Here is a 13922-nt window from a genome sequence, read left to right as displayed (position 1 = left end):
GGAGGACGGCGCGCTCATGCCGCCGCCTCCCGCCGCATCACGGCCGTACCGCCCTCGCCGCCCGGACCCGTGCCCGGGGCGGCCGGGGCGGGGGCGTCCGGGGCAGGGGCGTCCGCGCAGGGGGCGTCCGCGGCGGGGCGGGGGCGGGCGGGCGCGGGGTCGTCGGGGACGACCATGGTGCCGATGCCGTCGTCGGCGAGGATCTCCAGCAGGACCGCGTGCCGGACCCGGCCGTCGATGACCCGGGCGCTGCGCACCCCGCCGGCCACCGCGTCCAGGCACCCGCGCATCTTGGGGATCATCCCGCTGGCCAGGCCGGGCAGGAGCGCGGCGAGTTCGGTGACGGTGAGCCGGGAGATCACCTCGTCGCTGTGCGGCCAGTCCCGGTAGAGGCCCTCGACGTCGGTGAGGAACATCAGGATCTCGGCGTCCAGCGCGGTGGCCAGCGCCGCGGCGGCGGTGTCGGCGTTGACGTTGAAGACGCCCCCGCCCTCCGCGTCGGAGGGCTCACCGCTGCGGGCTATGGAGGAGACCACGGGGATGCGCCCGTCGTCGAGCAGGGCCCGTACCACCCCGGCGTCCACCTCGGTGATCTCGCCGACCCGGCCGATGTCCACCTGCTCGCCGTCGACCCGCGCGTACGCCTTGCCCGCCGTCATCAGCCGGGCGTCCTCGCCGGTCAGACCGACCGCGTGCGGGCCGTGCCGGTTGAGCAGGCCGACCAGTTCGCGCTGCACCTGGCCGGCCAGCACCATCCGCACGACGTCCATGGTCTCGTCGCAGGTGACCCGCAGGCCGGCGGTGAACCGGGACTCCAGGCCGAGCCGGTCGAGCTGGCGGCTGATCTGCGGGCCGCCGCCGTGCACCACCACCGGGCGCAGCCCCGCGTGGTACAGGAAGAGGACGTCCTCGGCGAAGGACGCCTTGAGCCGGTCGTCGACCATGGCGTTGCCGCCGAACTTGACGACCACGGTGCGGCCGCGGTGCCGGGCCAGCCACGGCAGCGCCTCGACCAGGGCGTCGGCCTTGGGCAGCGCGGTGTGCTTGCGGGCCGCGGCCAGGCCGGTGGGGGTCAGGGGGCTCAGTACGGTCATGAGGAGTACTCGCTGTTCTCGTGGACGTACTCGGCGGTCAGGTCGTTGGCCCAGATCACGGCGGACTCTGCGCCGGTGGCGAGGTCGGCGGTGATGTGGATCTCCCGGCCGCTCAGGTCGGCCCGGGAGCGGTCCTCGCCGATGGAGCCGTCCTTGCAGACCCACACCCCGTTCATGGCGACGTTCAGCCGGTCGGGGTCGAAGGCGGCCGAGGTGGTGCCGATCGCGGAGAGCACCCGGCCCCAGTTGGGGTCCTCGCCGTGCAGGGCGCACTTGAGCAGGTTGTTGCGGGCCACGGCGCGGCCGACCTCGACCGCGTCGTCCTCGGTGGCGGCGCCGACGACCTCGATCCGGATGTCCTTGGTGGCGCCCTCGGCGTCGCCGATCAGCTGGCGGGCCAGGTCGGCGCAGACGGTGCGGACGGCCGCGGAGAACTCGCCGGGGTCGGGGACGGTGCCGGAGGCTCCGGAGGAGAGCAGCAGGACGGTGTCGTTGGTGGACATGCAGCCGTCGGAGTCGACCCGGTCGAAGGTGGTGCGGGTGGCGGCGCGCAGCGCCCGGTCCAGCTCGCCGGCCTCGACGACGGCGTCGGTGGTGAGCACGACCAGCATGGTGGCCAGGCCGGGGGCGAGCATGCCCGCGCCCTTGGCCATGCCGCCCAGGGTCCAGCCGTCCTTCCGCAGCACCGCCGTCTTGTGCACGGTGTCGGTGGTCTTGATGGCGACGGCGGCCGCCTTGCCGCCGTCCGGGCCGAGCGCGGCGACCGCGCTGTCCACCCCGGGCAGCAGCCTGTCCATCGGCAGCGGTACGCCGATCAGGCCGGTGGAGGCGACGGCCACCTCGTCGGGGTCGACGCCGAGCAGCCGCGCGGTGTGCTCGGCGGTGGTCCGGGTGTCGCGCTCCCCGGCCGGGCCGGTGCAGGCGTTGGCGCCGCCGGAGTTGAGGACCACCGCGGTCAGCCTGCCGTCCGCCAGGACCCGCCGGGACCAGCGCACGGGTGCGGCCTTGACCCGGTTGGAGGTGAAGACGCCCGCGGCGGCGCGGCACGGGCCGGTGTTGACCACCAGGGCCAGGTCCGGCCTGCCGTCGCCCTTGATCCCGGCGGCGACGCCCGCCGCGGTGAACCCTCGTGCTGCTGTGACGCTCACGGTGCGACTCCGATCGTGGGAAGCCCGGTGGACTCGGGCAGTCCGAGGGCGAGGTTCATGCTCTGCACCGCGCCGCCCGCGGTGCCCTTGGTGAGGTTGTCGATGGCGCCGACGGCGACGATCCGGCCGGCCGTCTCGTCCAGGGCGACCTGGACCAGCGCGGTGTTGGCGCCGCGCACGGCGGCGGTGGCGGGCCACTGCCCCTCGGGCAGCAGGCGGACGAACGGCTCGTCGGCGTAGGCCTTGGCGTAGGCGGTGCGGACGTCCTCGGCGCTCACGCCCGGCAGGGCCGGGGCGGAGCAGGTGGCGAGGATGCCCCGGGACATCGGGGCGAGCGTGGGGGTGAAGGAGACGGTGACCCGCTCCCCGGCCACCTGGCTCAGGCTCTGCGCGATCTCCGGGGTGTGCCGGTGGCCGCCGCCCACGCCGTACGGGGTCATCGACCCCATCACCTCGCTGCCCAGCAGGTGCGGGCGCGGGGTGCGGCCGGCCCCGGAGGTGCCGGAGGCGGCGACCACCACGGCCTCGGGCCCGGCCAGCCGGGCGGCGTAGGCGGGGAAGAGGGTGAGGGCGACGGCGGTCGGGTAGCAGCCGGGCACCGCGATCCGGGTGGCGGTGGCCAGCGCGGCCCGGGCGCCGGGGAGTTCGGGCAGGCCGTAGGGCCAGGTGCCCGGGTGGGGGGAGCCGTAGAACTTCTCCCAGTCGGCCGCGTCACGCAGCCGGAAGTCCGCGCCGCAGTCCACCACCAGCACGTCCGGGCCCAGCTCGCGGGCCAGGGCGGCGGACCGCCCGTGCGGCAGCGCCAGGAAGACCACGTCGTGTCCGGCCAGTTCGCCGGCGGTGGTGGGTGCCACCTCCCGTCCGGCGAGCGGGACCAGCTGGGGCTGGAGCGTGCCGAGGCGTGCTCCCGCACTGGAGTTGCCGGTCAGCGCGCCGATCTCCACGCCGGGGTGACCGAGCAGCAGGCGCAGCAGCTCACCTCCCGCGTAGCCGCTGGCACCGGCGACCGCTACCCGCACTGTCATGTTCCCCTCCTGGTCGGCGACGGCACGACTGTCCGTCAGGAGGGGCGGGCCGCCCAAGCGTTCAACCGTGTGCGGAGCCGCCGTGCAGGATCTCGACCCGGGCGAATCCCTCGGCGCGCAGGCCGGGCACGGCGTCCCGGGTGCGGGCGTACTGTGCGCGCACGGTGCCCCCGGGGAGCCTGCGGTGCGGCGGACGCGCCGCGTTGCGTTCCAGGCAGAGCCCCAGCGGGGTGCCCATCACCAGGGCCACCGGCAAAGCGCCGTACCGCTCGGCGACGGCCAGCAGCCGCGCCCGGTCGGCGCCCTCGGTCAGCGCCGCGTCCACGACGCAGGTCCGGCCCCGGGCCAGGCGCCCCTCCACCTCGGTGACCAGGGCGTGCAGCTCCCGCAGGGGCGTGGCGCCGGGCGACGGCCACCAGGCGGCCGGGCCCGGGACGGCACCGGGGGTCACCACGTCCGCCTCCGGCCAGGCGGCCGCCGCGGTGCTCTTGCCGCTGCCGGCGGGGCCGAGCAGCAGCACCAGGAGCGGGCCGGGGCCCGCGCCGTCCGGGAGGGGCGCGAAGGCCCCGGCCGGGGGGCGGGCGGCGGGAGCGGGGGGTGCCTCGGGCAGCACGGTCTCGGGCACGGGCGAGTCCTCCCAGTCGGGCGGCGCGGGGCGGCGGGCGGGGCGGCGCGGGGACCGGCCACCGGTGCGGACCGGGGCGGCGGTCACGGCGGACGGCTGTCCCCGGCGGCCGCTGCGGCCGGGGCGGGGTGAGGGGCGGGGGGCGGGGCCTCCCCGGGGCGTCCGTTCGGTTGTACCGCAGGACTCGAGCGGAACTACAGGGGTGTTCAAGGGACGCTGTACCGGAGCTGTGGCCTCCGTCCGGCCCGCCGGGATCCCGGTCCGGCCCGCTCGGGTCCCGGCCCGGGGCAGCGCGAAGACCCGCACGGCGGGGGACGCCGTGCGGGCCGGTTCGGCGGGGAGGGGATCAGAGGCGGACGGGCAGGGCGCGCAGGTGGCGGCCCTCGCCGGGCAGGTCGAAGTACTCCAGCTCGTCGCGGGCGACCCCGAGGGTCAGGTCGGGACGCTTCACGAGGAGCTGGTCGAGGACGACCTCGGCCTCCAGCCGCGCGAGCGCGGCCCCGATGCAGTAGTGCGCGCCGTGGCCGAAGGCGACGTGGCCGACCCCGCGCCCGAGTTCGCGGGTGATGTCGAGCTCCTCGGGGGCGGCGAACTCCTCCGGGTCGTGGTTGGCGGCGAGCAGGGCGCTGGTGACCGCCTCGCCCTTGCGGACCGGCATCCCGGCGAACTCCAGGTCCTCGGTGGCGTACAGCGGCGCGCCCATCGGGACCGGTGAGGTGAAGCGGAGCAGCTCGGGCACCGCGCGGGTGATCAGCCCCGGTTCGGCGCGCAGCCGCGCCAGCTGGTCGGGGTGGTCCAGGAGGGCCAGGACGGAGGACGCGATGAACAGGGCGGGCGGGGTGATGCCGGTGTTCACGAGCAGCAGCACCAGGGCGACCATCTCGGTCTCGGTCAGGCCGCCGTCCGCCTCGTCGCCGGAGGCGATCCAGGCGGAGACCAGGTCGTCGGCGGGCTGCACGCGGCGGCGGGCGATCAGGCCCTTGGCGTACTCGACCATGTTGCGCAGGGCGGGCACGAACAGCTCGGGGTCGCCGGAGGCGTACTCGCGGATCCAGGTGCGCATGTCCGCCACGTCGGGCTCGTCGACGCCGATCAGCGCGCAGATCACGGTGGACGCCAGCGGATAGCCGACGTCCTCGAGGAGTTCGGCCTCCCGCCGGGCGGCGAGCGGCGCGATCAGGTCCGCGGTGATCCGCTCCAGGCGCGGCCGGAGCGCGTTGATCCGGCGGGCGGTGAAGGACTTGGTGACCAGGGCGCGCAGTCTGGCGTGCTCGGCGCCGTCGACGAGGACCATGATGCCCAGGTAGTCGCGGTACTCGGCGGGCAGCCCGTAGGCGTCGATCATCTGCTGGGCGATGCTCGGCCCGTCCTGCACGTACCCGGGGACCTTGGCCTGGTCGCGGACGAAGCGTGGGTCGGCGAGCGCGGCGCGGGCGTCCTCGTAGCGGGTGATCAGCCAGACCGGTGTCTCGATGCCCGGCAGGGTCACCCGCACCAGCGGGGCCTGGCGGCGCAGCGCGGTGTAGCCGCGCTCGGGGTCGCTGATCAGCTCGGAGGTCAGCTCGACGGTCTCCGGCGCGATGACGGTCATGGCTCTCCTTGGGCGGTGGAACGGATGAGGGCGGGGGCCGGGGCGGGCCGCTCCAGGTGGGTGCGGGCCAGGCGGACCAGCCAGGCGTTGAGCGAGCTCCCCTGCCGGGCGGCGGCCTGTTCGGCCCGGGTCTTGAGTGGCTCGGGCAGGCGCAGGCTGACCCTCGCCACCGGGTGCGGGTCCGCGTCCCGGGGCGGCGCGGGGGGCAGGTCCCGGGCGTCGGGGCGGGTGACGGCGAACCGGGGTTCGGTGCCGTGCAGGAACACCTCCACCGTGCCGGGCGCGAGGTCCCGGCTGATCTCCCCGGCCGCGTCCGAGAGCAGGCGCAGCAGGGTGAGCCGGGTGGCCGGTTCCAGTGCCGCGAGCAGCCGGCCGGCGCACGCCTCGGCGTCCTCGCCCCCCGCGCGGGCGGCCGTGGCCAGCTCGCGCCGCAGGGAGTCGAGGTAGGGGGTCAGGTCCATGGGCGTCAGCCTGCTGTCACGGTGACGCCGTCACAAGGCTGAGCAGTTGAACACGGGCGTGCGCGGGCGCCCGTCCCGGGGGTGGTGGGACGGGCGCCCGCGGGCACGGGCGGCGTGCGGGTGGCGCCGCGGTCCGTGCTTCCCGGCCGGGCCGCGGCCGGAGCGTGCTGGTCAGAAGCGCAGTTCCTGGGTGCAGCTCTTGATGCCGCCGCCGGCCTTGCGCAGTTCCGACACGTCGAGGGTGTGGGGGCGCAGGCCGCGTGCGCGCAGTTGCGCGGCGAGCCGCTGGGCGGACTCGGGCAGCACCACGTTCAGGCCGTCGCAGACCGCGTTCAGGCCGAGCGCCTCCGCGTCGTCGCGGCCGGCGGTCAGTGCGTGGGGGAAGAGCCGGAGGAGCACCGCGCGGGCGGCGGGGGTGAAGGCCTGCGGGTGGTACACGATCTCGTCGCCGCCGAGCACGCACAGCGCGGTGTCCAGGCGGGGGAAGCGGGGGTCGGCCAGCTCCAGGGAGATCACCGGCCGGCCGAAGAACTCCTGGGCCTCGCGGTGTCCCTCGGGGACGGGCCCCGGTGCGTGGCCGGCCAGGATCCAGTCGGCGGTGACCGCGAAGTCGCCCTCGCCCTCGCCGGGGTGGTCCGCCTCGCGGACCGCGGGAAAGCAGTTGGCCCGGAACCAGGTCAGGTGGGTGGGCGCCCCGGCGGCCCGCGCGGGGTCGCGGAAGCGGGTCCCGAGCACCTTGCCGTCGATCACGGTGGCGCCGTGCGCGAGGAGGACCATCCGCGGCGCTCCGGGCACCGGGGCGACCAGGTCCACCCGGTGGCCGAGCTCCAGGTAGAGGTAGTACAGGTCCTCCCACTGGAGCAGCGCCAGTTCGGGGTCGACCGGCTTGGCCCGGTCCGTCCCGGGGCCGGGGGTGCGGCCGTCGCCGAGGTGGTCGGGGCGGCACATCAGGTAGTGGCGGCGGGTGGCCCTGCGGTCGTGCACCGGTACGGACGTCATGACGGCTCCGGGAGGGGTGGGCGGATGGCGGGGCGGTGCGGGGGGAACTGCGGAGTTCTCGGGGGTGCGGGTCAGGGGCGGGGAGCCGAGCGCCGGGCCCGTTCCGGACGTCGTCGGCCGGTACGGGCCCACGCTCGTCATCTCCTCGTCGCTCCTGTCGTGCGTTCGGGGTGGCTCCCGCCGTACGGACGGTCCGTGCCGTCCGCACCGGGGGGAGGGGTCACTTCGCGCCGGCGGTCTCCCGCAGGCTCTTGGGCCGCATGTCGGTCCAGTGCTGCTCGACGTACTCCAGGCACTCCTTGCGGCCTTCCTCGCCGTACGCGACACGCCAGCCGGCGGGCACGTCGGTGAAGGTGGGCCAGAGCGAGTACTGCTCCTCCTCGTTCACCAGGACGTAGAACCGGCCGTCGGTGTCGTCGAACGGGTTGGTGTTCATGGGCAAACTCCATCTCTCCAGAAACCGTGCGGCGTGGGTTCACGCCGCGTCGTACTGCCGGGAGCTCCTCCTCTCCGCGATCGAGTCGGCGATCTCCCCGCTCCTGACCGCGATGTTGGACAGGAGGGAGGAGGCCAGGCCGTGGGTGTGCTCGGTCCCTCCCTGCAGGTAGACGCCGCAGTTCACCTCGGTGCCGGTGAGGAGCCGGTAGTCGCGCTGTACGCGCAGCCGGCCCTGCTCGTCACGGAGGCAGTGGGGCTCCAGGTCGCCAAGGAGCCCGGAGGGCTCCATGGAGTCGTAGCCGGTCGCGAAGACCAGGACGTCGACGTCGAGCTGGTGGGTCGAGTCGTCGCGCACCGAGTGCATCGTGATCCGGACGTCGTCGCCGGTCTGCTTCACGCTGTCCACCCGGGACAGGTTGCGGAAGTCCAGCCGGGGGGTGCCGCGCACCTCGTCGTCGTAGGCGCGCTGGTGCAGGTCGCGGATCACCTCGTCGTCCACCACGCCGTAGTTGGTGTTGCGGTGGTAGCGCCAGAAGGAGTCCTTGGCCCGCTGGGTGCCCCCGTAGTAGTCGTCGACCGCGTCGGCGTCGAAGATGCGGTTGGCGAAGGGGGTGTCGTCGGCGATCGAGTAGCCGTAGGACGGCATGACCGCCGAGACCGTGGCCCCGGGCAGCTCGTCGTAGAAGAAGCGGACGATCTCGGCGGCGCTCTGGCCGGCGCCCACCACGGCGACCCGTTTGACCTGCGCCGGGTCCAGGGCGCGGAACTTGGCGAGGAACTCCGAGCTGTGCCAGACCCGTTTGTCGCGTTCGACGCCGGTGGGCATCCTCGGCACCAGCCCGGTGGAGACCACCAGGTTGCGGGCTTTGACCAGCCGGGTGCGGCCGCCGAGCCGCTGGTCGCGCACCTCGACCTCCACGTGCCCGGCCGGGGAGCGGCCCGGGCCGGAGGGAAGCTTCACCGAGAGCACCTCGGAGCTGTAGGAAACCCGGTCGGAGAAATGCGACTCGGCCCATTCGAGGTAGTCGTGGAATTCCTGGCGGGTCGGGAAGAAATCCTGGTTGTTGACGAACTGGGCGAGGCGGCCGGCCGCGTGCAGATAGGAGACGAAGCTGAAACGGGAGGCCGGGTTGCGGAAGGTGGCCAGGTCCTTGAGGAAGGAGATCTGCATCTTCGCCGACGGCAGCAGCATGTTGCGGTGCCAGCCGAGCTCCGGCTGCTTCTCGAAGAACGCCGCTTTCAGCGGGTTCCCGTTCCTGGTGCTCTCGTGCTCCTCGAGCGCCACGGCCAGCGCCAGGTTGGACGGTCCGAATCCGACGCCCACCACGTCGTAGATCTCAGCCTTGGTTCCCATGCGATATCTCCCGTCGATGACGTCCGGTGGTTTTTCGCGAATTCCTGCTGACGATTCTCGTCTGATTTTCCCGGCGCGGTCAAGAAATTACGTCCTCCGATGACGGTCCGTCAATTCCTGTGCAATGCCGGGAATTCAGATCTCGGAATCGAGGGTGCGCGGGCGTGCGTCAGGCGGCGTGCGGGCAGCCCCGGGCCGGCAGGCGGTCCATGAGGGCGGCGGTCTCGCGGTGCCGGGTGGAGCCGGAGGCGGCGAAGGAGTCGCGCACCCGGGCGCTGACGTGGGGGTCCTGCTCCTGGCTGAGCTTGAACATGCCCTCGGCGCCGGTGACCTCGATCCGGAAGCCCCCCACGGCGGGCAGGATCTTGTGGAAGTAGTCCAGCGAGTCGGTCATGTCCCAGCCGTCGCCGAACCGTCCCTCGAAGGCGCTCACGGTGGCTCTGACCACCGCCAGGGTGGCGTCGCCGGGTTCCTCCGGTTCCAGCTTGTGCAGCCGCCCGTGGACGTGGACGGCGGTGAAGTCCCAGGTGGGCGCGGCGGGCGTGACGCCGTAGACGGTGGGTGAGACGTACGCGTGCGGGCCGGTGAAGACCAGGAGCACCGGGTCGCCGTCGGCGAGGGCCCTCCAGTGCGGGTTGGCCCGGTTCATGTGGCCGAGCAGCAGGCCGCCGGCCAGGTCCTCGGACCACTCGCCCGGCATGTCCGGGTCGGGGATGACGGGCAGGTGCGTGGCGTACGGGTCGTGCCCCGAGGGTCCGTTGGAGGTCATCAGGGCGAGGGGGTTCCCGGTGAGCAGGTCGGTCATCCAGGAACCGTCGGGCCGGCGGTAGGGGGCGGGTACGAACATGCGGGTGCACATCCTCGGGTGAAGGGCGGGGCGGGGCGACCCGTCGGGGAGCGTGCCGCGCTCCCCGACGGGTGGTCAGGAGGACCGGCGCCGTGCGCCGAGCGCGCGGGCGATCTCCCCGGCGACGGCGGCCGCGTGCTGCGGCGCGCAGATCTCGTGGTGGGTGCTGGGGACGTCGTGGACGGTCAGGGTGCCGGTGACGTACGGCTCCCACTGGCGGGTGTAGGGCGCCTCGGGGTTGTGGGTGGCGTTGAAGAACAGCACGTCCCCGCGGTACACCGGCGTCCGGAACCGCTTGAGCATCTCCACGTTGTTGACCAGGAGCCGGGAGGCGGTGGCGAGCAGTTGTTCCTCGCCGTCGCCGACGAGTTCGCCGGCGTGGTCCCTGAGCAGGGCGCGTACCTGGCCGAGCTCGAGGTCCGGGTCGTTCGCGAAGTGCCCGCCGGGGGCGGTGTCGAGCAGGGCGAGCAGGGCGACCCGGTGCCCCTGCTCCGTGAGGGCGGCGGCGACCGCGTGGGCGACCGCGCCGCCGAAGGACCAGCCGACCAGGTGGTAGGGGCCTTCGGGCTGGTGCGACCGTATCTCGCGCACGTAGTCGTCCACCAGGGTTTCCAGCCGGTCCGGCAGTTCCCCGGTGCCGTCCAGGCCGCGGGCCTGCAGCCCGTAGGAGGGGCGGTCGGCGGGCAGGTGGGCGCTGTAGTTGAGGTACGGCCAGGCGAGGCCGCCGGCCAGGTGCATCCACCACAGCGGCTCCTTGTCGCCGCCGGTGCGCAGCGGCAGCACCCGGGCGAACGGGTCGTCCCCGCCCGTCCGCGAGGCGTCCCGGGCCGTTCGCAGCGCCTGCTCGACGTGGCCGGCGAGTTCGGCGACGGTGGGCGCCTGGAACAGGGCCCGCATCGGCAGCGGTGCCCCGAAGCGGTCGCGGATGCGGCTGCCCAGGCGGGCGGCGAGCAGGGAGTGCCCGCCGAGGGCGAAGAAGTCGTCGTCGATGCCGACCTCCTCCAGGCCGAGGACGTCGGCGTAGAGCCGGGTGAGGACCTCCTCGGTTTCGGTGCGCGGCGCCCGGTACTCCTGTCCGGCGAACTCCGGTACGGGCAGCGCGGCCCGGTCGAGCTTGCCGTTGGGGGTGAGCGGGAGCCGGTCCAGGACCACGAAGGCGGCCGGGACCATGAAGGCGGGCAGCTTCTCGGTGGCGAACTCCGTCAACTGCGCCGCGTCGGGCGCCGCGTCCCGTTCGCCGACCACGTAGGCGACCAGCTGTCTGCCCGCGCCGCGCCGTTCCAGGGCGACGACGGCGGCCTGGGCGACGCCGGGGTGGGCGGTGAGCGCGGCCTCGACCTCTCCGGGTTCGATGCGGAAGCCGCGGATCTTGACCTGGGAGTCGCCGCGGCCGACGTACTCCAGCTGCCCGTCGCTGTTCCAGCGGGCCAGGTCGCCGGTGCGGTACATCCGCTCGCCGGCCGCGCCGAAGGGTCCGGCGACGAACCGTTCGGCGGTCAGGTCGGCCCGGCCCTGGTAGCCGCGGCCGACGTCACCGGCGATGTACAGCTCGCCGACCACGCCGACCGGCACCGGGGAGAGCCCGGGGCCCAGCACGTAGGCGCGGACGTGGCCGAGCGGGGAGCCGATGGGGGCGCTGCCCGAGCCGTCCCAGGCGTCGCCCGCCGTGGTGTCGGGGACGGTGAAGGTGGTGGCGTAGAAGGACTCGCTCTGTCCGTAGGCGTTGACCATCCTGACGCCGGGGAAGGTCTCGCGGATCTGGCGGACCAGGCCCGCGGGCAGTGCCTCGCCGGCGAAGACCAGGGTGTCGGGGCGGGTGGTGGAGGCGATCTGGTCGAGGATCTCGGCGAACACCGAGGGCACGGTGGAGATGACGTCGCCGTCCCAGCCGTCCCGTTCGGCGAGTGCGAGGACGTCGCGGACGACCTCGACGGTGCCGCCGGTGCACAGCGTGGTGAAGATCTCGAACGCGGAGACGTCGAAGTTCACCGAGGTGCCGGCGAGCATCCGGCGGCCGGGGGCGGCGCCGATCCGGGTGGCCAGCCGCAGTACGCCGTTGACGACGTTGCTGTGGGTGATGGCCACGCCCTTCGGCTTCCCGGTGGAGCCCGAGGTGTACATGACGTACGCCAGGTTGCCGGGCCGCAGCGCGGGCGCCCGCGGGGCGTCCGGCGGAGTCTCGCCGAGGGTGTCCAGGTACAGGTGCGGCACCTCGGCGGACGGCAGCACGGACCGGGTCCCGGTGTCGGTGAGGACCAGGGCCGGTGCGGCCTCCTCGAGGATGTGCGCCAGGCGGTGGCTGGGGTACTTCGGGTCGACCGGCAGGTACGCGCCGCCCGCCTTCAGTACGCCCAGGAGCCCGGCGACCAGGTCCGCCGACCGGGGCAGGGCGACCGCGACCACGGTCTCCGGTCCGACGCCGCGGGCGGCCAGCTCGCGGGCGAGCCGGTCGGCGCGGGCGTCCAGTTCCCGGTAGGTGAGCGTGGTGCCGTCACAGGTGACGGCCTCGGCGTCGGGGGTGGCGGCGACCTGCTGGGCGAACAGCTCGGGCAGGGTCACCTCCGGCGCGGGGGTGTCGGCGTGGTTGAACTGGTGCAGCAGCCGGTCGCGTTCGGCGGCCCGGAGGACCTCCACCTGGCCGATGGGGCGGCCGGGGTCCTCGGCCAGCTGCCGCAGGACGCGCTGCAGGCTGTCGGCGAGCGACTCGACGGTGGCCCGGTCGAAGGCGCTCTCCTTGTACTGCAGGGCGAGCCTGAGGTGCGGGTCGGCGTCGGCCATCAGGGTCAGCGGGTAGTGGGTGCCGGAGAACGGCCGGATGCCGCTGAAGGAGATCCCGCCGGCGGTGTTGGCCTCGCTGAGGCCCTCCTGGTCCACCGGGTAGGACTCGAAGACGACCAGGGTGTCGAAGAGGGTGCTCATGCCGGTGGCGCGGTGGATCTCGGCCAGCGAGTGGTGGTGGTGGTCGAGCAGCGCGGCCTGGCCGCCCTGCAGCCGCTTCAGCATGTCGGCCAGGCTGTCGCCGGGGCTGTAGCGGGCCCGCACCGGCAGGGTGTTGATGAACAGGCCGACCATGGAGTCGACGTCGGTGACGGCCGGCGGCCGTCCGGAGACGGTGGCCCCGAACACCACGTCGGTGCGGCCGGTGAGTTCGCCGAGCAGCACCGCCCAGGCGCCCTGCAGCAGGGTGTTGACGGTGACGCCGAGTTCGGAGGCGCGCCGGTTGAGCAGGCGTGCCTCGTCGGCGGGGAGCACCACGTCGACCTGGCCGGCGGCGGAGGTGTCGCCGTCGTCGCCGGCGTGGGTGCGGGCGTCGCCCCGCACCACCAGGGTGGGCTCGTCGACGCCGTCGAGCTCGTTCGCCCAGGCCCGGACCGTCTCGCTCTCGTCCTGCTGCGAGAGCCAGACCAGGAAGTCGCGGTAGCCGCGGGTGCGGGGCAGCACCGAGGCGTCGCCGGCCGAGCCGTACAGGCGCAGCAGGTCGGTCATGACGATCGGGAACGACCAGCCGTCGAACAGGACGTGGTGGGCGGTCAGCACCAGTTCGTGACGCTCGGGGCCCAGCTTGAGCAGGGCGAACCGCAGCAGCGGCGGGACGAGCGGGTCGAAGTGGTGGTGGTGGTCCTCGGCGAGGAAGGCCTCGAGGGCGGCCTCGCGCTCGTCCTCCGGCAGGTGGCTGAGGTCGGTCTGCTGCCAGGGGACGTCGATGCCGTCGACGACGAGCTGCACCTGGCGGCCCGCGGAGTCGTGCACGAACGCGGTGCGCAGGTTGGCGTAGCGGTCGAGCAGCGCCTGGGCGGCGGCCCGCATCCTGGCCGGGTCGACCTCGCCGGTGACGTGGAAGGCGATCTGCATCTGGTAGGCGTCGACGGCGTCGTCGTCGTGCAGCTGGGACTGGAAGAGCAGCCCGGACTGCAGGGCGGTGAGCGGCCAGACGTCGGAGAGGCCGGGGTACTGCTGCTCCCAGCGTTCGATGTCGCTCTGGGTGACGTCGACCAGCGGCAGGTCGGAGGGGGTGCGGCCGCCCGCGCCGGGGGCCTCGGCGTGCCGGGCGAGCGCGGTGAGCGCCTCGAACCAGAGGCCGGTGAGCTCCTCGGCCTCGGCGCGGGTCAGGACGCCTTCGGGGAAGGCGACGACCGCGTCGAGCCGGGGGCCCCGGTCGGTGTCGACGACCGCGGAGTTGATCTCCAGGGTGGACATGGCGGGCATGTCGGCGTCCAGGTCGGCCGCGAGGTCCAGGCCGGTGATCTGGGTGAAGCCGAGTCCGCGCAGGTGCTCGGGCATGTCGGCGGCGGAGAACCGGCCCAGGTAGTTGAAGCCGATCTGTCCCGAGGACGGGTACG

General features: G+C 74.0%; 11 protein-coding genes. All 11 read right to left on the bottom strand.

Annotated elements, in window-relative coordinates:
* Positions 1-14 precede the first annotated feature (14 nt).
* The gene (gene argB, locus FHS37_RS34810; RefSeq protein ID WP_184828680.1) at positions 15-1094 is read right to left on the bottom strand and encodes an acetylglutamate kinase; all 1080 of its coding nucleotides are present in this window, start codon (positions 1092-1094) and stop codon (positions 15-17) included.
* Entirely contained in the window at positions 1091-2242 is a 1152-nt protein-coding gene (argJ, locus tag FHS37_RS34805) for a bifunctional glutamate N-acetyltransferase/amino-acid acetyltransferase ArgJ (RefSeq protein WP_184828678.1), read from the bottom strand. Before argJ ends, argB begins: the two co-directional genes overlap by 4 nt.
* Positions 2239-3267, bottom strand: coding sequence for an N-acetyl-gamma-glutamyl-phosphate reductase (argC, locus tag FHS37_RS34800; RefSeq protein ID WP_184828676.1), 1029 nt, complete (start codon positions 3265-3267; stop codon positions 2239-2241). Before argC ends, argJ begins: the two co-directional genes overlap by 4 nt.
* 61 nt (positions 3268-3328) lie before the next feature.
* Complete coding sequence (locus tag FHS37_RS34795; protein ID WP_184828674.1) at positions 3329-3979, bottom strand: AAA family ATPase; 651 nt, start codon at positions 3977-3979, stop codon at positions 3329-3331.
* Between the two features lie 259 nt (positions 3980-4238).
* On the bottom strand, positions 4239-5483 hold the full coding sequence (locus tag FHS37_RS34790; RefSeq protein ID WP_184828672.1) for a cytochrome P450 family protein: 1245 nt from the start codon (positions 5481-5483) through the stop codon (positions 4239-4241).
* The gene (locus FHS37_RS34785) at positions 5480-5944 is read right to left on the bottom strand and encodes a hypothetical protein (protein WP_184828671.1); all 465 of its coding nucleotides are present in this window, start codon (positions 5942-5944) and stop codon (positions 5480-5482) included. The genes FHS37_RS34790 and FHS37_RS34785 overlap by 4 nt, the downstream gene beginning before the upstream one ends.
* 171 nt (positions 5945-6115) lie before the next feature.
* Positions 6116-6943: a dimethylarginine dimethylaminohydrolase family protein gene (locus FHS37_RS34780; RefSeq protein WP_184828669.1), complete on the bottom strand. Its 828-nt coding sequence runs from the start codon at positions 6941-6943 to the stop codon at positions 6116-6118.
* A 220-nt stretch (positions 6944-7163) separates the two neighbouring features.
* Positions 7164-7379 (bottom strand): MbtH family protein, encoded by a 216-nt coding sequence (locus FHS37_RS34775; RefSeq protein ID WP_184828667.1) that lies wholly within the window; start codon positions 7377-7379, stop codon positions 7164-7166.
* A gap of 39 nt (positions 7380-7418) precedes the next feature.
* Complete coding sequence (locus FHS37_RS34770) at positions 7419-8735, bottom strand: lysine N(6)-hydroxylase/L-ornithine N(5)-oxygenase family protein (protein WP_184828665.1); 1317 nt, start codon at positions 8733-8735, stop codon at positions 7419-7421.
* Positions 8736-8904: 169 nt separating this feature from the next.
* Positions 8905-9582: an FMN-binding negative transcriptional regulator gene (locus FHS37_RS34765; RefSeq protein WP_184828663.1), complete on the bottom strand. Its 678-nt coding sequence runs from the start codon at positions 9580-9582 to the stop codon at positions 8905-8907.
* A 75-nt stretch (positions 9583-9657) separates the two neighbouring features.
* Positions 9658-13922, bottom strand: a 4265-nt coding sequence (locus FHS37_RS34760; RefSeq protein WP_184828661.1) for a non-ribosomal peptide synthetase, incomplete at its 5' end; no start/stop codon positions are given.

Source organism: Streptomyces griseomycini (assembly GCF_014203535.1).
Taxonomy (GTDB): domain Bacteria; phylum Actinomycetota; class Actinomycetes; order Streptomycetales; family Streptomycetaceae; genus Streptomyces; species Streptomyces griseomycini.
This window is presented reverse-complemented; position numbering and strand designations above follow the sequence as displayed.